21 protein-coding genes are annotated in these 20214 nt (G+C 42.1%); 19 read left to right on the top strand and 2 right to left on the bottom strand.

What is annotated here, in order from left to right; genetic code table 11:
• The first annotated feature begins 155 nt into the window (after window positions 1-155).
• On the top strand, window positions 156-2693 hold the full coding sequence (locus KMW37_RS00645; RefSeq protein WP_215222677.1) for an AAA domain-containing protein: 2538 nt from the start codon (window positions 156-158) through the stop codon (window positions 2691-2693).
• Between the two features lie 268 nt (window positions 2694-2961).
• Window positions 2962-3414 carry a VOC family protein gene (locus KMW37_RS00640; RefSeq protein WP_215222676.1) on the top strand — a complete coding sequence of 151 codons (453 nt, stop codon included), beginning with the start codon at window positions 2962-2964 and terminating at the stop codon, window positions 3412-3414.
• 130 nt (window positions 3415-3544) lie between these two features.
• On the opposite strand, the gene KMW37_RS00635 is transcribed toward KMW37_RS00640, so the two are convergent.
• Entirely contained in the window at window positions 3545-3988 is a 444-nt protein-coding gene (locus tag KMW37_RS00635; RefSeq protein WP_215222675.1) for a DinB family protein, read from the bottom strand.
• Window positions 3989-4945: 957 nt separating this feature from the next.
• Complete coding sequence (locus KMW37_RS00630; RefSeq protein WP_215222674.1) at window positions 4946-5569, bottom strand: LytR/AlgR family response regulator transcription factor; 624 nt, start codon at window positions 5567-5569, stop codon at window positions 4946-4948.
• A gap of 390 nt (window positions 5570-5959) precedes the next feature.
• Here KMW37_RS00630 and KMW37_RS00625 point away from each other — a divergent pair, with 390 nt between their 5' ends.
• The 17 genes from KMW37_RS00625 (at window position 5960) to KMW37_RS00545 (ending at window position 20129) form a co-directional block, all read left to right on the top strand.
• Window positions 5960-6790, top strand: coding sequence for an RteC domain-containing protein (locus KMW37_RS00625; RefSeq protein WP_215222673.1), 831 nt, complete (start codon window positions 5960-5962; stop codon window positions 6788-6790).
• Window positions 6791-6898: 108 nt separating this feature from the next.
• Window positions 6899-7474: a hypothetical protein gene (locus tag KMW37_RS00620; protein ID WP_215222672.1), complete on the top strand. Its 576-nt coding sequence runs from the start codon at window positions 6899-6901 to the stop codon at window positions 7472-7474.
• A 121-nt stretch (window positions 7475-7595) separates the two neighbouring features.
• A complete protein-coding gene (locus tag KMW37_RS00615; RefSeq protein ID WP_215222671.1) occupies window positions 7596-7940 on the top strand; it encodes a hypothetical protein in 345 nt (114 codons plus the stop codon).
• Between the two features lie 2 nt (window positions 7941-7942).
• The gene (locus KMW37_RS00610) at window positions 7943-8248 is read left to right on the top strand and encodes a DUF4134 domain-containing protein (RefSeq protein ID WP_215222670.1); all 306 of its coding nucleotides are present in this window, start codon (window positions 7943-7945) and stop codon (window positions 8246-8248) included.
• 1 nt (window position 8249) lies between these two features.
• Entirely contained in the window at window positions 8250-8582 is a 333-nt protein-coding gene (locus KMW37_RS00605) for a DUF4133 domain-containing protein (protein ID WP_215222669.1), read from the top strand.
• Entirely contained in the window at window positions 8575-11043 is a 2469-nt protein-coding gene (locus tag KMW37_RS00600) for a TraG family conjugative transposon ATPase (RefSeq protein ID WP_215222668.1), read from the top strand. The genes KMW37_RS00605 and KMW37_RS00600 overlap by 8 nt, the downstream gene beginning before the upstream one ends.
• Window positions 11040-11738, top strand: a complete 699-nt coding sequence (locus KMW37_RS00595) for a conjugal transfer protein TraI (RefSeq protein ID WP_215222667.1) — start codon at window positions 11040-11042, stop codon at window positions 11736-11738. Before KMW37_RS00600 ends, KMW37_RS00595 begins: the two co-directional genes overlap by 4 nt.
• On the top strand, window positions 11725-12372 hold the full coding sequence (locus KMW37_RS00590; protein WP_215222666.1) for a hypothetical protein: 648 nt from the start codon (window positions 11725-11727) through the stop codon (window positions 12370-12372). Before KMW37_RS00595 ends, KMW37_RS00590 begins: the two co-directional genes overlap by 14 nt.
• Window positions 12369-12998 (top strand): TerB family tellurite resistance protein, encoded by a 630-nt coding sequence (locus tag KMW37_RS00585; protein ID WP_215222665.1) that lies wholly within the window; start codon window positions 12369-12371, stop codon window positions 12996-12998. The genes KMW37_RS00590 and KMW37_RS00585 overlap by 4 nt, the downstream gene beginning before the upstream one ends.
• The gene (traJ, locus tag KMW37_RS00580; RefSeq protein ID WP_246581270.1) at window positions 12995-14032 is read left to right on the top strand and encodes a conjugative transposon protein TraJ; all 1038 of its coding nucleotides are present in this window, start codon (window positions 12995-12997) and stop codon (window positions 14030-14032) included. Before KMW37_RS00585 ends, traJ begins: the two co-directional genes overlap by 4 nt.
• 1 nt (window position 14033) lies before the next feature.
• On the top strand, window positions 14034-14651 hold the full coding sequence (gene traK / locus KMW37_RS00575; protein ID WP_215222664.1) for a conjugative transposon protein TraK: 618 nt from the start codon (window positions 14034-14036) through the stop codon (window positions 14649-14651).
• Entirely contained in the window at window positions 14648-14962 is a 315-nt protein-coding gene (locus KMW37_RS00570) for a hypothetical protein (protein WP_215222663.1), read from the top strand. The genes traK and KMW37_RS00570 overlap by 4 nt, the downstream gene beginning before the upstream one ends.
• On the top strand, window positions 14943-16133 hold the full coding sequence (gene traM, locus KMW37_RS00565; RefSeq protein WP_215222662.1) for a conjugative transposon protein TraM: 1191 nt from the start codon (window positions 14943-14945) through the stop codon (window positions 16131-16133). The genes KMW37_RS00570 and traM overlap by 20 nt, the downstream gene beginning before the upstream one ends.
• A 12-nt stretch (window positions 16134-16145) precedes the next feature.
• Entirely contained in the window at window positions 16146-17018 is an 873-nt protein-coding gene (gene traN / locus KMW37_RS00560) for a conjugative transposon protein TraN (protein WP_215222661.1), read from the top strand.
• Between the two features lie 9 nt (window positions 17019-17027).
• A complete protein-coding gene (locus tag KMW37_RS00555; RefSeq protein ID WP_215222660.1) occupies window positions 17028-17807 on the top strand; it encodes a hypothetical protein in 780 nt (259 codons plus the stop codon).
• A 630-nt stretch (window positions 17808-18437) separates the two neighbouring features.
• Window positions 18438-19073 (top strand): RNA polymerase sigma factor, encoded by a 636-nt coding sequence (locus KMW37_RS00550; RefSeq protein ID WP_215222659.1) that lies wholly within the window; start codon window positions 18438-18440, stop codon window positions 19071-19073.
• Window positions 19074-19112: 39 nt separating this feature from the next.
• Window positions 19113-20129: a FecR family protein gene (locus KMW37_RS00545; RefSeq protein ID WP_215222658.1), complete on the top strand. Its 1017-nt coding sequence runs from the start codon at window positions 19113-19115 to the stop codon at window positions 20127-20129.
• Window positions 20130-20214 lie beyond the last annotated feature (85 nt).

Genomic DNA, 20214 nt, shown 5'->3' with positions numbered 1-20214 from the left:
GATTGTTTAGTTTTAAGGAGGACTTTTAACCATAGGATCCTCAAGTATTAATTAAGCGATTTTTTCAAATCGTTGATTTTCAGTTATATCAGGCTAAAAGTCAAAATTATTTCATATGATCGAAAAGTCTAAATCCCCTCAAAAATAAACCTGGATTGAAAAGAGAATTGATATATATTGATGGTAAGGAAAGATCTGATCAAATAACTTCTTTTCGTGATCATGGAGACAAATGCTCTATACTGTTCAAAAAAGGAAATAAGGAGTACACTTATAATAGTAGCAGGATTAAAATAGTTAAGACTGCCCTAAGCGAGGACAAAGCAAAGAACATCTTTGATTACTTAAAAAGGATCGCAACGACTGTTGGATTAAAGACAAAAGAAGGAAATAATATACTTGCCAAAAGCTATAATGACATTTCGTTTTTGCCTAAGGATTGTATTTTGTCAAATTATTTAAACAGAAAGATCCCTGAAGAAAATGGTAGTTTTCGGTCAATAGATTTTTTTCCATTTGGATTTAATATCAGTCAAAGTGATGCTGTTAATAATGCCTTTTCACATTCATTATCGGTCATAGAAGGGCCTCCTGGCACAGGTAAGACCCAGACCATTTTGAATATTATTGCCAATGCCGTTATGAATGGGCAGAGTGTTGCAATTGTCTCAAGCAATAATTCTGCGACAAAAAATGTTTATGAAAAGCTTGAAAAGAATGGTCTTGGATTTATTGCTGCCCTCCTTGGCAACTCTCAAAACAAAAAGGATTTCATTGAAAGCCAATCTGATTTCCCAGATTTATCCGTTTTTAAATTATCTGAGAAACAAACAGAAAAAATTAAAAAGCGCTCGCTTTCACTTTTTGGTAGCTTGAAGGAATATCTTTCTAAAAAGAATGAATTGGCCTTATTAAAACAAGAGCTTGATAACATTAACAATGAATACCTTCACTTTAAAAATACTTACAAGGATGAAATAGACCTGTCTTCCTATTTTAGGAATAACATTAGTTCTAATCAACTACTTGATTTGTGGCTATCCATTGAAAATCAAAGGAAGAAAAACATCGGATGGATTAAACGATTGATTTATCGTTTAAAATTTGGTATTAGGGATAAGACTTTCTACAGATATTCTTTTAGCCAAATAATTCTAACATGTCAGCTAAAATATTACCCTACTCGGATTGGAGAATTAGAAGAAAGAGAAAAATCATTGGAAGTTGCTTTAAGGAGATTTTCGTTTGATGAAAAAATGAAAGAATATACAATGCTTTCAATGCAACTTTTTAAAGCTGATTTATATAACAGGTATGGTAATCGTAAAAGAGATGGGTATGTAATTAATGAATTGCGATCAAAGTCATCCACCTTTATAAAAGATTATCCTGTTATCATGAGTACGACCTACTCTTTGAGGCAAAGCTTATCAGATGATATTTCCTATGATTATTTGATCATGGATGAATCCTCCCAAGTTGATTTGGCGACAGGAGCTCTTGCCTTATCCTGTGCCAAGAAAGCTGTCATCGTTGGTGACCTAAAACAATTGCCAAATGTGGTGGATGGTGAAATGCAAATAAAGACAGACCGAGTATTTGAGGAAAGTGATTTATCAGAGCATTATCGTTATTCAACGCACAGCTTATTGTCTTCTATCGTAGCGGTGTTCCCCAATGTGCCAAAAACTCTCTTGAGAGAACATTACCGATGCCACTCCAAAATCATAGAGTTTTGTAATAGGAAATTTTACGATAATCAGTTGATTGTTCACACGGAATCAAAAACTGATCGTCAACCACTTGTGGTGTATAAAACAGCTCCAGGAAATCATGCCAGGGAAAGAATGAATCAAAGACAGATTGATATAATAAAGCATGAAATCATACCAAAGGAGCGTCTTGAATCCATTGATTTGGGGATTGTTACTCCATATCGGAATCAAACCAATGAATTGCAAAAGGCCTTCCACGAAACGCAAGTAAAGGCAGATACGGTAGATAAATTTCAAGGTAGAGAAAATGAGGTAATCATATTATCCACGGTTGATAATGAAATATCTGACTTTACCGATAATCCCAATCGTCTAAATGTGGCTGTCTCTCGTGCAATTAAACAGCTTATCGTAGTCATAAATGGCAATGAAAGTCTTAAGGATAATAATATCACAGACTTAATTAGGTATATAGAATACAACAATTTTACGGTTACCGAAAGCGAGCTCAGCTCCATATTTGATTATTTGTACAAAGGATTTGAAGTTAAACGAGCAGGGATAATAAAAAAAAGTGGCAGGGTTTCACTATTTGATAGTGAAAATCTAATGTATGCTTTGATAAAGGAGGTATTGTCGATTGATAGTTTTTCCAAATATGGGGTTGTTTTACATCTTTCTGTAAGGCATTTAATCAGAGATTATTCCTTACTAAATGCCCAGGAATTAGATTATGCCACACATCCAATGACGCATCTGGATTTTTTAATTTATAATAAACTTAGCAAGTATCCTGTTCTGGCAGTAGAAGTGGATGGTTATGGCTATCATAAAGAAGGTACACGTCAGGCGAAACGAGATAAAATGAAAAACACGATTTTGGAAAAGTACGGTTTACCTTTACTTCGTTTTACAACTAATGGCAGTAATGAGAAAGAGATATTGATGAATAAGTTGGCTGATATACAAAGAAACTAAAGCTATGACAAACTAGTAGCCAGCCTAAGAATAGGCCGCAGCACTCGGCAAAAAAAAACAATTCAAAAAGCGAACCTCTATGAGCGGATTAGGAAATGTGTGGTTCAGGAGTTAAATCAAGATCAATTTACCTATCAAACCTTCGTACAGGTTGCCACTTATATGGCACAAATCGCCTATTTAATTAACTCGCAAACAGATGAGATCATTATGGGCTAACATAGCTATACTGAACAGGAATCAAACTAAAAAATGAAAGTGAAAAAAGATGACTAAAAGTAAATTGCTTGAAATGAACAACGTCGGTATCGTTGTAGAAAACCTTGATGATGCAATATCTTTCTTCTCGGAGATAGGATTGGCACTTGAAGGCCGAGGAATGGTTGAGGGTGCGTGGGCTGGACAAGTAACTGGCCTTGGAAATCAATCCGTAGAAGTTGCTATGATGGTTACGCCCGATGGACACAGTAGGCTTGAGCTTTCACGCTTTCTAAGACCATCTCCTATTTCAGACCATCGGACAGCACCTGTAAATTCTCTTGGTTATCTAAGAGTTATGTTCAAAGTTGAGAATATTGATGAGTTGGTAGCTAGACTTACAAAGCAAGGTGCAGAACTCATTGGCGAAGTGGTTCAATATGAAGATATGTATCGGCTGTGCTACATTCGAGGGGTTGAAGGACTTTTAGTTGGATTGGCAGAACAACTACATGAGAAATAGGTGGATCTTGAAAAAATTGCTGGATATGTCGGTCTTACATAAATCGAAAATTATCTATTTATCTTGAACTGATTGTAGATGTGTTTTTTGATAATACGGGTTACGTAACGTATTACGATAATTTACCAAATTATCGCTTGTAAAGGATATAGTCAGTAACTAAAGGTTCAAGTCCATGCAGCCTAAATTCCGTTGCGATTTGCCCTCTGTGATATGTCGAGTGGTTAATGATATGAAAACAAATATTCTGAATACTGTTATCGAATATTTGACCTTTCGTGTTTTTGTAGATGAAATTTTCGTTTAAGTCAAATTTGTCAAGGATCTGTAATGAATGTTCGAGATTTATTTTGTCAATGCTCTTCAAGTCTTTCGTGTCGTGCAATTCCCAAACATCAAAGGTCGGTTGTTCAGGCTTAATTCTGTTGTTCCATATTTGGTGCGCATTTAAAAGATGATTAAACAACTTAACTGCTTTTTCAGATGTTTTGTCAGGTTTATCAATGAAAATATCTGATAACTTTTGGTTGGAATAATGACTGTATTCAAATAATTCTTTAAAAAACTGTTTCATTGTATGTGTATTATTCATTTTATTGGGTGTTTGGTTAGTGGATAGCTTAAAACGTTAAGCAGGTAATATTATTATCTTTATTTTGCTTAATCAAAAGCATCTATCAGAAATTGACAGGTAGTATCATTAGCTTATTTTTATTTTGTTTTTGAAGAGCTGCTATTGTAAATCAGTGGAGTCCTCTGTATTGGGTAAGGTATGTTTAAAGTTAATTCTCGAGGCTTGATGAATTAGCTAATTGATCAATACTTTTATTTTTTCCATATAAATTGCCAGAGTTTCCTATCAATATTATCAGGCTTATTGCTATTAGTCCGACCGAAATCAGATAAGGTGCTCCGGCTAGGCAAAGTATACCACTTCGCCTAAATATCTTGGGCATTTTTAATTCCCATTCCAGATATTATAGGTGTCTTTAGATTGTTGAAAAGTATAATATTTTCAAGAATTAATTTACCTGTAGGTAACGTATCCCCAAGACATCCCCTAGGTATATGGTAGAAAGATGTAAGGGAGAAGGGGGGGAGGGAAGTTTAATCGGTTAATTGTTGAAGTGTCGAATCGGGGGATTGGGGAATTGTGAATTGGGAGGGGAGTTCGGTAAGGGAGTAAAGTGTGTTGACTGTTGGAGATGAGATTGCATTGGAATGAAGGATAAAAGTAGCTGAGTCAGAGACTCAGTTTTAGGTGGTCCTGCAGCTCAGCTGGCAGGACAACAGATTCGTATTACTTTTGGGAAGGGTATTTTAGAGGGAGTGAAGAGGAGATATAGAGGGAACATTGAGGTTTTATGCAATATAAATTTTAATGAACTATATGTAAGAGGATATAGGGAGGTTTTATTCTATCGTATTATATCTAATTGCATATAATTCAATAAAGTAGTACGATTTTATATTTAATTGCATATAACTTGTAGATTTTACCACTTATTTCTTCTCGAAGAATAGCTGTTTTTCATTGATTGATCCATTTTCTAAATGCTTTTACCCTTTTCTGACTGATAGTTATTGGCTGGGGAGATTTTGGAATTAGTTCCAGTTTTAATTTTCCATACTCAGCAGGTTCAAAATGTCTGCAGGCATTATAATTGACAATAGTTTGACGGTTGGCCCTAAAGAAATCATGCTCATCCAGGATTACTTCAAGGTCATCTAAACTATAATTGCAAGTATATTTTTCTTGATCGTAAGTAATAACCTGCACCAGTTCCCCTACGCGGAGAATATGACTGATTTTGGATTGTTGTAAGGGGATGTTTTTATGCCCAGAATGAACCACCAAAATATTCCTGGCCTTCCTTTCGCTTAAGTGATTACTTGTCTTCAGGTCTATGAGGTAGAGGCAGGTATAATAGAGGTTGACCAAAAGTACAAATATGCTTATTTGTGGATAAGAAAATCCTCCTTTGTCCAGGAGAATATTGGGGAAATAGGCCCGGACCAGCTTGGCCAGGTAGAGTTCTAGCAAAAGAGGACAGGCCAGCCCAAGGAACAATTGACTGAATGTTCTGGTAAAGGGCCTTGACCGCCAATCACTGACCTTGTCGAGATGTAAGGTTACCCTTAATATGAGCTCCATAAGGAGAAAGCAAAGCAGGGTATAAAGGCAGAAATTTATTAATGCTTCTGAGTAATGAAGGCCGATATACCCACTTAAGAAAGCCTTTTGAATGCATAGAAATAAGGCATAGGCTGCAGACAGTGATATTCTGAAATAAACATCATTGAATGGGTATTGAATTCTAGCCACAAAATTCCCTATTAAGTTTTAAAAATTTCCCTGAATGATGAAGATGACAACAATAGGTACCTAAGCCATTTATATTCCATTCCAAGCAGCAAGTACTTCAGAGGGAATTAATCATACTTCATCGATTTTGTCTATATATACTCGAAAAACTAACGATCAGTTCCGATAATTTTATGTTCATACACTAAATGTTTTTCCATTATTAAATAAACTTTTAAGATGATGAATGAATATTATCAGCAGAAATACCAAGAAATGTGCACCTATATTGAGGGGATTAAAAGGAATCATTTTTCCACTATAAGAGAGGCTGAAGCTATTTATACCTATATCAATCAAATCATGGTGGATTTAAAGGATTATGTGATAGCGAATAATTTTAATGATACTGAAAGTGAAATAAAGTTCTTCAAGGATATCAAACCAGCCTTTGAATCCCTACAAATCTATTACCGGGAAATTTTTCATATCCATAACCATCTCTTGGAAAATGATGAAAAAAAGGCTTTGGAAATGGAACAACAGCGTACCCTAATAAAAAAGCATTTCAAAAAGCACCATTATGTATATACCTATTATCAGCTGGGGAAATCATCCCTTGACCAATGGTTGTTTTTGCGGGATGTCGAGGACATTCCCTTTATCACACATAGGCCTATTGTTCATCGGGACAGTCGGTTTGAGACCATCGGGAGTTATAGATTTGCAAAATTCAAGGCTTATGAGAGCTTGGTGAAATACCTGGAGGATGAGCTTAAAAAATTGGGCTCACCACAAATGGAAAATGAACAGCCTAAACTCAAATGGACAGGGCAAAAGGTGCAGCTGGTGGAACTGATCTATGCCCTTAAAGTAGCTGGGGTATTCAACCATGGTCAGGCTGAATTGAAGGAAGTGGCCCAAACCTTGGAGCAATTGATTGGAGCCAAGGTAGGAGATATCTATCGGGTATTTCAGGAAATCCGGTTACGTAAAAAGGGAAGGACTTTGTTTTTGGATGCATTAAAAGAAAAGCTAGAGGGCTATATGGAGGAGGCTGATGGGCTGTGAAATCGCGTTGGTATTCAATTAAATACCATAATAGGGGTATTTTATTTATGTGGCGTATTGGTTAAATTTAATAGTAGATGTTTTTTATGGAATTCGGCCCCTTTACCAATGGAATATTTGGATCATATCGAATTGATTTTTGTCATCATTGGTGGTGCATGGGTAGTATATAACTTTTACTTGAAGAGGGACCGGTATCCCAAAACAGTATTCAATCTGGAGGCCAAGCTGTTTGACCAGAACCATGAATCCTGGCTGTTTGAATTCACAGCCAATATTGAAAACAAGGGGCAGGTCAGGCATTATATCCGGACAGATTCATTTATTCTAAAAATCCGGTACCTTACAGACAAAGATTTAAAAAATGGCTTGAGCAACCATACGCGCGTGCCCTGCAAGGGAGAACATGGACAGCCCTGTTCTGAAGATCTCTATCTTTTAAATTTCCCGAATACTTTAAAAATCAAGGAATTCGACCAAAAGAATATCTATTGGTTGCCAAGATATTGGAAATACTTTTACGTGGACGCCCAAACTGAGCAGCAAATAAGCCTACCCCTCGCCATACCCAAGGAAGCCAGACATTTGTTAATCAGCAGTAAATTTAGGTACAAGGATAAAAAAAGTGGTGTTCATTCCATCCAGAAAGTCATCAGTATTGAGGACTATTTGCAGAAGGGCTAGGAGCCTTTTTTTTAAAAGATTACTGTTTGACAATATTAATTTTTACCCCAGTAGGGTATAACTGGTGAATTTTTTAATCCTGCCTTTTTGAGATTTGATGCATCATCAAACCAAATAGGATATGATCGATGGGATAATAACTGGACCTGATTTTTGGAGGGCTTTACCTGTATTTCTTTTCCTGTACTATGCGATTGTCCTGACTGTATTGTATGGCCCTAAACTATTGGCCAGAAGGAAGAATGGAATAGGAAAGATAAATAGTCCGGTAGAGGATAGTGCCTATACAGAGCAGGAACTCTGTCAGGCCTTTCAGGAATATGCCCGTGTTTACCAAAAGATCGAAACGCCCCGTTTCGAGGACGGGAAGTTATTGGTCCCATCCAATATCCAATTGGACCTGCTATCAAAGCAACCTTTCTGTCAGGTGGTGGAAAGGGAAAAGTCAACACCTAAACCTTCTTAAACATGACCAACAAACAGTCCAAAATGCTGCTTTGCTGTGCCCTGTTGATGGGGATATCCCTGTCGGTAGTGGGCCAGGACGGCAATGCAGGAATCATGGAGGCGACCACCAAGGTGCGCAGCTATTTCCAATCAGGGGTCAACCTGATGTATGCCATCGGGGCCATCGTAGGGCTGATCGGCGCGGTAAAAGTGTTCAACAAGTGGAATTCCGGGGAGCCGGACACGGGAAAAGTGGCTGCAGCCTGGTTCGGCAGTTGTGTGTTCCTTGTCATTGTGGCCACGGTACTGACCAGCTTTTTCGGTTGATATGAAGGCTGGGCAATTACGGATCAACAAGGGGGTGAACAGGCCTATATCCTTTAAGGGGCTGCAGGCCCAGTATATCCTGTACCTGGGAATCGGGCTGCTGGTTTTGTTACTGGTCTTTGCCATCGCCTATGTATTGGGGATCTCCTTTTGGATTGCAGGTATTGGCTGTGGCTTTCTGGCCTACCTGCTTGCAGAGGGCGTGGCTGGTATGAACAAGAAGTACGGTGAGCATGGCATGAAAAAACGCATGGCCCACCGTAGGGTGCCCATGGGGCTAAAGGTACGCGACAGGGGATTTGTCAGGAAATTAAAACAAAAGGAAAATGGATAGACTCAAGCCAAAGGAGTTGGAAAACCACTTTCCCATCGGGAGGGTGGAAAGGGATTTTCTGTTGTCCCGGTCCGGGGACATTACTGCTGGATTTGAGGTAATGCTGCCCGAGATATTTACCCAGGACAGCAAAGACTATGACTCCCAGCACGCCACCTGGACCAAGGCCATCCGGTTATTGCCAGAGGGCCATATCCTGCACAAGCAGGACTGGTTTGTAAGGAAGGGCCATGATGGCCTGTTGCAAGATGAAAAGTCGGGGTTTCTGGACAGGAGCAGTGAACTGTTCTTCCATGAAAGGCCTTATCTGGACCACCGCTGCCATGTGTACCTCACCATGCCCAAAAAGGGTAAAAGACCGGGGGATGTGGCCAGCTCCAACCTGCTTGCCCCACAGTTCCTTCCAAAGGAACTGCTGGACCCCAAACTGCTGCAAAACTTTGAAAATACCCTGGGGCAATTCTGCCAGCTATTGGCCGATGGAGGCATGGAAACCCAGAGGTTGTTGGAGGCAGATTTTCTGGGCCATAAACACCAGACAGGGATTTTGGAAAAAGATCTCTTTTTGAACCCTTCAGGGAAGAAACCCTTGGTCAGGGACATCGCTTTTAAGCCCCGTTTTACCATAGGTTCCAAGGAGGTATTGCTCTTTTCCCTATGTGAACTGGACAGCCTGCCCAACAGGCTGTCAGCAGAAATGGATTTTGAGGCCTATAGCAATGACAGGTTTCCCTTTGTCATTGGGCAAGCTGCACCATTGGGACATTTATTGCCATTGGACCATGTCTATAACCAGTACGTGCTGATTGAAAACAAACAGGAAGTGTTCAAAAAGCTGGAAAGCAGGGCCCTAAGGATGCAGAGTCTTGCTGCTTATAGCAGGGAAAACCTGCATTCCCACCAGGCCATACAGGACTACCTTAACGAGAGCATCAGTGATGGAAGCCTACCGGTCAGGGCCCATTTTAACCTCATGTGCTGGGCATCGCGACCGGAGGAAAGCAAGGAAATCCGCAATAAGGTAGGGGCTGCTTTTTCAAAGATAGATGCCGTGGCCAAGGAGGAAAGCCTCAGTGCGCCCCAGTTATTCTGGGCAGGCATACCGGGGAATGCGGCAGCTTTGCCCTCCAATGAAACCTTCCTGAGCTTTGGAAAGCAGGTGTCCTGTCTTTTCAATATGGAAACAAGTTATCTCTCCAGTCCATCTGCTTTTGGAATACGACTTGGTGACCGGCAAACCGGAAGGCCTTTGAACGTGGACATCTCCGATGAGCCCATGAAAAGGGGCTGGATCACCAATAGGAACAAGTTTATCCTCGGGCCATCGGGAAGTGGCAAGAGCTTCTTTACCAACCATATGGTCAGAAGCTACCATGCACAAGGATCACATGTGGTATTGATCGATGTGGGCCATTCCTATAAGGGACTGTGCGAGCTGATCGGGGGCTATTATTTTACCTACGAGGAAAATAAGCCCATCTGCTTCAACCCTTTCTATCTGGGAGGGAAAACCTTGGACACCGAAAAAAAGGAAAGCATCAAGACCCTGCTGTTGGCCCTTTGGAAAAAGGATGACGAGACCTTTACCCGCAGTGAGTATGTGGCCATTTCCAATGCCCTTGGTTCTTATTACGACAGTCTCAAGGCGGAGGATTTTCCCTGCTTTGACAGTTTTTATGCCTTCTGTTCCACAGCATTCAAGGAGCAGCTGTTGGAACAGGGTGTCAAGGAAAAGGATTTTGATATCGACAATTTCCTGTATGTACTGCGGCCCTATTTCAAGAGAGGGGAATTTGATTACCTGCTCAATGCCCGTAAGAATCTTGACCTGTTGGAACAGCGCTTCATTGTTTTTGAACTGGACAATATCAAGGACCACCCCATTCTCTTTCCAGTGGTGACCCTGATCATCATGGAGATCTTTATCGCCAAGATGCGCAAGCTAAAGGGAGTGCGCAAAATGATCCTGATAGAGGAAGCCTGGAAGGCAATAGCCAAGGAGGGCATGGCCGAGTATATCAAATACCTTTTCAAGACGGTCAGGAAGTTCTTCGGGGAGGCAGTGGTGGTTACCCAGGAAGTAGAGGACATTATTTCCAGCCCTGTGATCAAACAGGCCATCATCAACAATTCGGACTGCAAGATCCTTTTGGACCAGTCCAAGTACCGCAACAAGTTTGACGGGATCAGGGAACTGCTGGGCCTGACCGATAAGGAAACCATGCAGATCATGTCCATCAACAAGGCCAATGAACCAGGCAGGAAGTACAAAGAGGTCTTTATTGGCCTTGGGCCGGTAAGCAAGGTATACAGGACCGAGGTGTCCCCAGAGGAATACCTCACCTATACCACCGAGCAGCAGGAAAGGATCAGTGTGGCAGAAAGGGCAAAGGCTTTTGGCGGTAACCTGGAAAAAGGGATCGGTGTCCTTGCTGCCGAGATGAAGGGAGGTCTAGGATGAGCCTATCCAAAAACATAAAAATAGGATTGTTGGCCGGACTGCTGTGTTTTGGGGCTCCCCAAATGCCCCGCACGGATGCGGCAGTGCCGGCCTATATATTGGAGATCATCAGGCAAGGGGTGAAAAAGGCCATTGTGGCCATCGACCTTAAGATCCAAAGGCTACAGAACAATACCATCTGGCTGCAGAATGCCCAACAGGTACTGGAAAACACCCTGAACAAGCTCAAGCTGGAGGAGATCTCAGATTGGGCTGAAAGACAAAAGGAGCTTTACGGGGACTATTACGAGGGACTCTGGAAGGTGAAAAGTGTCCTGACCCAATACCAAAAAGTCAGGGACATCGCAAAAATGCAGGGGCGTCTGGTAACCGAATACCAAAAGGCCTGGGGGATCATTGTGCGCAGTGGGAACTTCAGCCAAAAGGAGCTGCAGTGGATGGAAAAAGTCTACCTGGGCATCCTTGACCATTCGGTGCAGAACCTGGAGGAAGTGACCGGGGCCATCAATGCTTTCCAACTCAAGATGAGTGATGGCGAACGGCTGATGATCATCGACAGGGTGGAAAAGAAAGTGCGCTTTAACCTGACCGACCTGATGCGCTTCAATGAACGGAACCTTTTGATCAGCAGGCAGCGGTCCTATGCCAAAGGGGAAATCAAAACCTTAAATGATATCCACCATGAAAAGGATTAGCCTGTTGCTCCTATTGCTGATGGCCATGCTGGATGTTCATGGCCAAACCTTCAGGGAGTGGTTCAGCCAAAAAAAGACCGCCAAAGAGTACCTGGCCAAACAGGTGGTCGGCCTTCAGCTGTATATCGGCTATGCCAAAGAAGGCTATGAAACCCTACGTTGGGGATGGAATACGGTCCATCAGCTCAAGGACGGGGAGTTTCGTTTGCACGGTGATTTCTTCAGGGGGCTGGCAAGGGTCAGTCCTCAGGTGGCCAAGTATGAAAGGATTCCCCAATTCATTGACCTGCAGATAAGGTTGGTGAAAAATATCAAGACTTCCCGGAAACTGTTCGCTGCCCATGAAGGCATCAAAAATGGGGAAAGACTTTACCTGGACAAGGTATTTGAGCACGCATTGTCCATTGCCTCCGATCTTGTGGAGGAACTGATGTCCGTGGCACTACAACCGGGACTGAAACTGGATGAGGCGGAGCGGCTGGCCATCATCGATGATGTCTATTTAAGGTTGCAGGAGCTAAACAGTTTTATAAGGGCCTTTAACCGGGAGAATTATCAACTGCTCCGTCATAGGGCCTGGGAGGCAAGGGATACCAAAACGATCCAATCACTTTATAAACTGCATACACCATGAAAAAACAAGGTTTAAAATTTCTGCTGATGGGGCTTTTGTTTATGGGGCCCAATTTAAGCAAAGCTCAAGTTGGGGAATCAGCCCAGCTGCTGCTCAATGTGGAAAAGCTCAGCCAGTTCAAACAGATACTCGATGATATGTACAAGGGATACCAGACCCTGAGCAAGGGCTATAATATGGTCAGGGATGTAGCATCCGGTAACTTCTCATTGCACAAGGCTTTTATTGATGGACTTTCGGCTGTCAGTCCAGTAGTCAAAAGGTATCATAAGGTAGGGCAGATCATCCACTACCAAAAGATCATTATAGAGGAATACCAAAGGGCCAACCGGCAATTTATGGCTCGGGGCAACTTTAACAGGGAGGAAATGGAGTACTTGGTCCTTGTCTATAGGAACCTGCTTGATATGAGCGCCAGGAACATGGAGGAAATGCTACTGGTCATCACGGGCGGAAAGCTGCAGATGAGCGATGAGGAAAGGATGACGGCCATTGACCGGATCTTTGATGAGATCAAGGACCGATATGTATTTGTGCGGGTTTTCAACAATGAGGCCGCTTTGCTCAATCTCCAACGTAAAAGGGAGCATGGAGCAATCAACATGCTAGAAGATCTTCAGCCATGAGGTATTGGCTATTGATTCTTGCCATGTTGGTTTCCCTTTCAGCATCCGCCCAAGGGGTCAGTGGTGGAGCAGGAGGACTGCATGAGGTGTTGGATGAACTCTATTTGGAAATGGTACCCTTGGCGGCTGACCTGATAGGTGTGGCGAAGGGCATCGCAGGATTTGCGGCCATTTTCTATATTGCCAGCAGGGTATGGGGCCATATCGCAAGGGCTGAATCCATCGACTTTTATCCATTGTTGAGACCTTTTGCCTTGGGCATGGCCATCCTGCTATTCGCCAATGTATTGGATGTGTTCAATGGGGTCCTTAGCCCACTGGCCAGCCATACTGGAAATATGGTGAAGGGCTCCAATGCTGCCATAGAACGCCTTTTGGCAGAAAAACAAAGGGCCATTGAAGCTACGGAATACTGGGAAATGTATGTAGGAGAAAGCGGTAGCGGCGACCGGGAAGGCTGGTATGAATATACCCATCCTGAAGGAACGGAGGAGGGGTTCTGGGAGGGGCTCGGCAATGATATACAGTTTGCCATGGAAAAGGCCTCATTTAATTTCTCCAATTCCATCAAAAAATGGATGAGCGAGGTACTGGAAGTACTTTATCATGCAGCGGCCTTATGCATCAATACCATCAGGGTGTTCTACCTGATCATCTTGTCCATACTGGGGCCTATCGTATTTGGCCTGTCGGTATTCGATGGTTTCCAACATACGCTCACTTCCTGGATAGCCCGCTATATCAATGTGTACATGTGGCTGCCCGTGGCCAATATTTTTGGGGCCATTTTAGGTAGGATCCAGGAAAAAATGATCGAATTGGATATAGGACAGATAGAAAATGCGGGCAAGACCTTTTTCTCATCCACCGATACGGCCTATCTGATCTTTCTGGTCATTGCCATTATCGGTTATTTCACCGTCCCATCGGTGGCCAATTATATTGTCTATGCCGCGGGGAGGGATACGCTATTGCACAAAACCAGCAGCATGGTGACCAAAGCTCCCGCCACTGCCGCCAAATCCTTAATCTGATATGTTCGACTACTTTACCAATATCGAAACGGCCTTCCAACATGTGAAGCGCTTTAGCCTGATCCTATCGCTTGGGGCCATCGTATTGGCACTGGGAAGTATCTGGCTCTCCTATAGGTTCCAACAGCAGGCTACCGAAAGGGTGTATATCCTTATGGATGGAAAGGTGCTGGAAGCAGTGGCCTCTGATAGAAAGTCCAATATCAAAATAGAGGCCAGGGAGCATGTGCTGCGCTTCCACCACCATTTCTTTTCCCTCTCTCCCGATGAGGAACAAATAAATGAACAATTGGGAAAGGCCTTTTATCTGAGTGATGGCTCGGTGCAGTCGGCCTATCAGGTACTCAAGGAACAGGGCTATTATAACCGCTTGGTCACCGGAAATATCCGACAGGAGCTGAGCGTGGACAGTATCGCCCTGGATATGGCCCAAAGGCCTTATCGCTTTTGGTTTTATGGAAGGCAAACCATTACCCGGCCCACCTCCAAGTTGACCCGGAGCCTGGTTACCAAAGGGCAACTGCGGGAAGTGGCCAGGTCCATCAACAATCCCCACGGATTCCTGGTCGAGCAGTGGGAAACACTTGAAAACAGGGATATCAAAATAGAAAAAAGATGAAAGCAATATTAAATGTACCAAGGGTACACCGCCAATACAGGGTGTATGCCCAATTCCTTTTCGGACTGCCCAAAACTATTACAGGGGTTCTGAATACTTGGGAGGGGAGACTTCCTCCTAAAATCAGGATCATCACCTGGTTCGTGCTACTGCTCAGTTGGTCGGCAACCATACTTGTCCAGGCCTATCAGGGCAGTAAGACCGAAACCATGGCCATTACCATGGACAGGGGACCGGATGAATTATGGCCCCTGACAGATTCAATATCAAATAACTCCAAAACAAAAAAATATGAAAACGATCAACACTAAACATCGCATTATTTTACTCGTACTGCCCCTCTTTGTACTGCCCTTCATTCTGGCATTCTCATGGGCCAAACAGGAGTGGTCCACAGCGGGACCAAGGCAAAAACTTCGATTGAATACCGAGCTGCCGCAGGCCCAATTGGAAGAAGGGACCCTGAACAAAATGGAGCTTTACCAACTTCGGGAGAAGGAAGCCAAAAGGCAAAGGGAACTGATCCGAATGGATCCCTACAGGCAGGATAAACAGGAGGAGGAAACCCAATCTCTTCAAACTCCCTTGGGATTAGATGGCAAGGGTGCAGGATTGCAGGAGAAAGAAACCCTTCTTTTGGACAAATTGGAGCAATTGCAGGGAGAACTTAGTCGTCCCGAACCTGAACCAAGTAAGGTAGGGGCCAGCACCCAAGTACTTTCCAAAAGGCAGCCAAGTGTGGATATCTCCCAGGATGTGGAACAACTGGAGGAGCTGATGGACAGGATGCAGCCCAGCGGGCCTGATCCCGAACTGGAGCAGCTCGAGGGCATGCTGGATAAAATTTTGGATGTCCAGCACCCTGAAAGGGTAAGGGACAGGTTTAAGGAAAAAGCATTGGCAAAGCCCCGGTTTCAGGTAAGCGCTTCCAATGAGGCCGAACCTGCCGTTAAGGAAATCCATAGCGGTCAAAATGGCTTTTATGGACTGGAAGAAGCTGCTGTAATGGAGCATCCTGTAAAAGCGGCCATAGCTGCTGAAATAGCGGAGACGCTCAGCCTAAAAGGATCAGGAAGGGCCAAGATCAGATTACTGGAAACGGTCACGGTCAATGGAATGGAATTAAAAAAGGGTGCTGTCCTATACGGAAAGGCCAGCCAGAATGCCAACAGGGTAAGTCTGTCCATTTCGGCCATACGTTCGGGAAAACATATCCTACCTGTGGAACTGGAAGCCTTTGACCTGGACGGCATGCCCGGCATCCCGATCAGTGGGAGCCTCCAACAGGAAATCAAGGAAGGGGCAGGGGATGCCCTGATTACAGGTATGCCCAGTTTGAACGGAGGAATAAGCATGGAGGAACAGATGGCCTCTGCCGGAGTATCTGCAGCAAAAGGACTGTTCCGTAAAAAAAGCAAATCCGTCAAGATCAACCTAAAGGCAGGCCACCCCATTTTACTTGTCAACCAATCTACCATATAAAACCCGATAAAGATGAAAAAAGGAATCGTATTGATATGCTTGCTGAACTGCTTTTTGGCATTGGACATGTTGGCACAGGAACCGGTGTTCAAGGTGAAGCCCCTAACGAAAGCAGCTTTTATTCCTGCCTATCCGGTCAAAGTAGGCTGGGACCATACCACTGCCCTGGTATTTCCCGCCAAAGTACTGAGTGTCGATAGGGGGCATGGAAAGATCCTTGCCAAGGTGGAAGAACAAGCACCCAATTTATTATTGCTGAAGGCAGGAAAGCGGGAGTTTGTGACTACCAACCTCCATGTGGTGACTGCTGATGCTCGGCTGTACCATTTAAGGGTAAGTTATTCAGAAGCATTGGCCGAAAGTTCCATTAATATGGTCGGTCAGGCTGAACTGTCCCATAAGGCATTGGTATTGAAGAACGATATAGTGGATGCCGAGAAGTTGATGGACTTAGGTCAACAGGTATTGGAGGCGAAGGGGTTTTTGAGAAGATCTTCCAAGCAACACAGCATCAAAGTCAAGTTGGAAGGGGTTTTTCATGCCGAAGGCTTACTTTTTTTAAAGCTGGTAATAAAGAATAAGTCCCCATTGGCCTTTGAGCCGGATGAACTTGAATTTGTGGTCAAGGATAAAAAACAGTCCAAACATACCTCCATCGGGGAGCAGTTCCTGGAACCGGTATGGCTTGACTGGGAAGCTGATAAGGAAATAGATGGCCATGAGGCAAACAAGCTCGTGATGGCCTTTCCAAGCTTTACCATATCGGACAAAAAGTACTTTCAGGTACTTGTCAGGGAGAAAAACGGGGACAGGGACCTTAGCCTGAATATCAGGGCGAAGGATATGCAAAAAGTCAGGAATTTAACCAATGTTCAAACTAAATAACCATAATACATGGATCAGGAAAATTTGGATTACCTCAAGGAAAAACTAAAGTTTACAGGCTTTGACACGGCCTTGAATGATGCGCTGGAAAAACAGGTAAAGGCCAATAAGGAGGCCTTTGAGCTGCCACATTCAATGGAAATTGATGGCAAGAAGATGGACTTTAACCTGCATTTTAGTAAGTCGAATACCTCAGAAAGGTATTTTCTCAACAAATATGATGCATCCCTGCACAATGCCAATCCGGATATTGCCCCGAAAGAGCATACCTTCTACAATAACCAGTCGGTTACGGCAAAGGAAGCCTTTAACCTTATGGAGGGCAGGGCCGTGAAAAAGGGGATGCTGAATGCCAATAATGAACCTTACCAGGCATGGATGCAATTGGATTTTAAGGAGAAGGACAAGAACAATAATTTCAAGATTGACTCCTATCACGAGAATTATGGCTTCGATAGCAAGGAGGCTTTGTCCAAACTGCCCATCAAGGAACTGCAGGACCCGACCAAGTCAGAGTGGATGGTCAAGGCCTTCGAGAAAGGGAATGTCTATCCAGTGACCATGGAAAAGGGAGGGAAGGAAGAGATTATGTATGTATCGGCCAATCCCAAGTTCAAATCGGTCAATGTGTATGATACGGAAATGAAAATGGTCAAGACCAAGGATCTGATGGTGGACAAGGAGCAGGGAAAGGAGGTGAAGGAAGGGCAGCAGGCAAAAAAGAACCAGGGTCCAGAAATGAAGAACGTTCCTAAGGAACCTAAAAAGGGAAAAGGAGCGAGGGTTTAAAAATAGCGTGATTTATTATTGTTAGAAGGGCATTTTCAATTTATGGAGATGCCTTTTTTTCATGGTTAAAAACAGAGGGGGAGATTTTATTCATTAATCATGTTACAAGTTAGCTTTCGGGCTGCTGTAGCGGCCATGAGCTTACGGCATAAACATTAGTTACTTTTATATTCTTTTTAAAAAATTCTGTATATCCGCAAAGACACCAGTAGCTTTTTGTAAATAAGATATTCTTTCAGTAAGAACACAAAAGTCAAAAGAAACGATATTTTATTCCGTGCAAACCTGTCTTCCGCCAGGTAGATCTGTGGAATCTCCCGATAAATCTGGACAGGCTGTGAGAAACAAGTTTACTGGTGTAATAACGGATAACCATAAAAAAAATTAAGGATATTGCCTTATAAATAACTTTTATCGTATTGAAATTTATTATTCAGAATATTGAAAGATATTTTTTTATATAGGTATAGATTGAAAGCTTTACAATTACATGCTAGATATATTGTTCTTTTTGAAATGGGCCTTATTGTTGTTAAGTTTTATGTTATGGAAAAAATATAAAATAAAGTGAGGGTATTTTGTAGGTTTATTACCTCTTTATATTGAAGGACTAGTTTAATTGTTTCATTTATGGAAAAACCCCAAAATAACTACAGTTCCCAAAAAATTCATGTAGTCCCAAAAACTGCTAATCAAAAAACTGATATGGCGAATTTCTCCAAAGTGCCCGATATGGAAATTTGGGAGGCTTTCAAGCAGGGGGATGAGGAAGCATTTAACTATATCTACAGGATGTTTGTTCCCGGTATGTATAATTATGGAATCCATTTGGTTAATGATGAGGGAATAGTAAAGGATTGTATTCAAATTCTATTTATCAATATCAGAAGAAAAAGAGCCAAATTATCTAAAGTAAATAATATTCGAGGATACCTGTATACCATACTGTATCGTGAGCTCATTAAGATGTATGAGAAGAAGAATAATGTGAGCATAGATTCTCTAGAATATTCATCCTGCAACTTTCCAATAGAAGTATCCCATGAGACTAAATTGATTAGGGAAGAATTAACAAATGAACGATTAGAACAACTGGAATTGGCCATGGGAAAACTTCCTGCTCGACAAAGGGAAGCATTATTGCTTCTTTATAAGGAAGGCCTAAGCTATAAGGATATTACTGAAATAATGGGGTTTAAGGATATTAAGTATGCTAGGAATTTGATTTATAGAGGATTGGAGAACCTGAGGTCGAAGATTTTGTGATTTTAGCCCATTTTATATTCAAGGCATAGAAAGGGAAATATGAAGTACAGTGAATTCAATATAATTGATTTTCTCCAGGATGAATTTTTCATCAATTGGGTAAATAACCCAACTCATGAAACCAATCACTTTTGGGTAAAATGGTTGGTAGAACACCCAGAGAAAAGAGAAGAGGTATTTAAGGCAAGCCAAATAATCAAATCGGTAGACTATAAGAAGCAATATGAAATACCTGATGATATTTATTTGGATATGTATGAAAATATTAAACTGGATAAGCATACTGAACCTTACAATGACCCGTCTAAATTAGTAAAGTGGAGATTCTGGAATAAGCTGGTAGCTGCTGTTTTGGTATTAGGCTTTATTTTTTGGGGATATAATAATCTTACTGGGAATAGGAGTGGGGAAATTGAAACTCCAGATTTGATAACTAAAAGCAACCCATGTGGCCAAAAGTCAAAAGTTCTCCTGCCAGATGGAACCAAGGTTTATTTGAACGCTGAAAGCTCTTTAGTATTCCCAGTGGAGTTTGCTGATTCCTTAAGGCTGGTTAAGTTAAAGGGAGAAGCATTTTTCGATGTGAAAGAAAGTAAGGTAAGACCATTTGTTGTTCAGGCAGATAATACTCGTGTGAGAGTTATGGGAACCACCTTTAATGTCAAAAATAAAGGGGGCTTATCGGTGGCGCTCGTCTCAGGAAAAGTAGCAGTAGAAAATGACCTAGGGACTAAGATCATTTTATCTCCGAATGAAAAGTTGGAGATAGATGAGTCAGGGAATTTTTATAAATCCAACTTTGACTTATTGGAAACTACGGGATGGAAGAACAAATACTTGGTATTCAAAGAGGACAACTATGAGGAGGTGAAGGAAAAATTGGAGACTTGGTTTGGCGTAAAAATCATCAGCAGGAAGAAAATGGAACATGATTGGTCCTATTCAGGGGTTTATCACAATGAAAGCCTTGAAAATGTATTGGAGGGGATCAGCATTACCTCAAATTTCACTTTTAAAATAGAAGATAAAATCATATTAATTGAAAACCCAAAATAAATCTATCTTATGAAAAGTATCCTTGATAATTCTAGTTAAAAAAGAGGCAGAAAATCCCTTTTCTGCCTCATCGATGCCTTTGAGG

The organism is Echinicola shivajiensis (assembly GCF_018642165.1).
GTDB classification, from domain to species: Bacteria; Bacteroidota; Bacteroidia; order Cytophagales; family Cyclobacteriaceae; genus Echinicola; species Echinicola shivajiensis.
The sequence above is the reverse complement of the archived record's forward strand: the minus strand, read 5'-3'. Positions and strand labels throughout refer to the sequence as shown.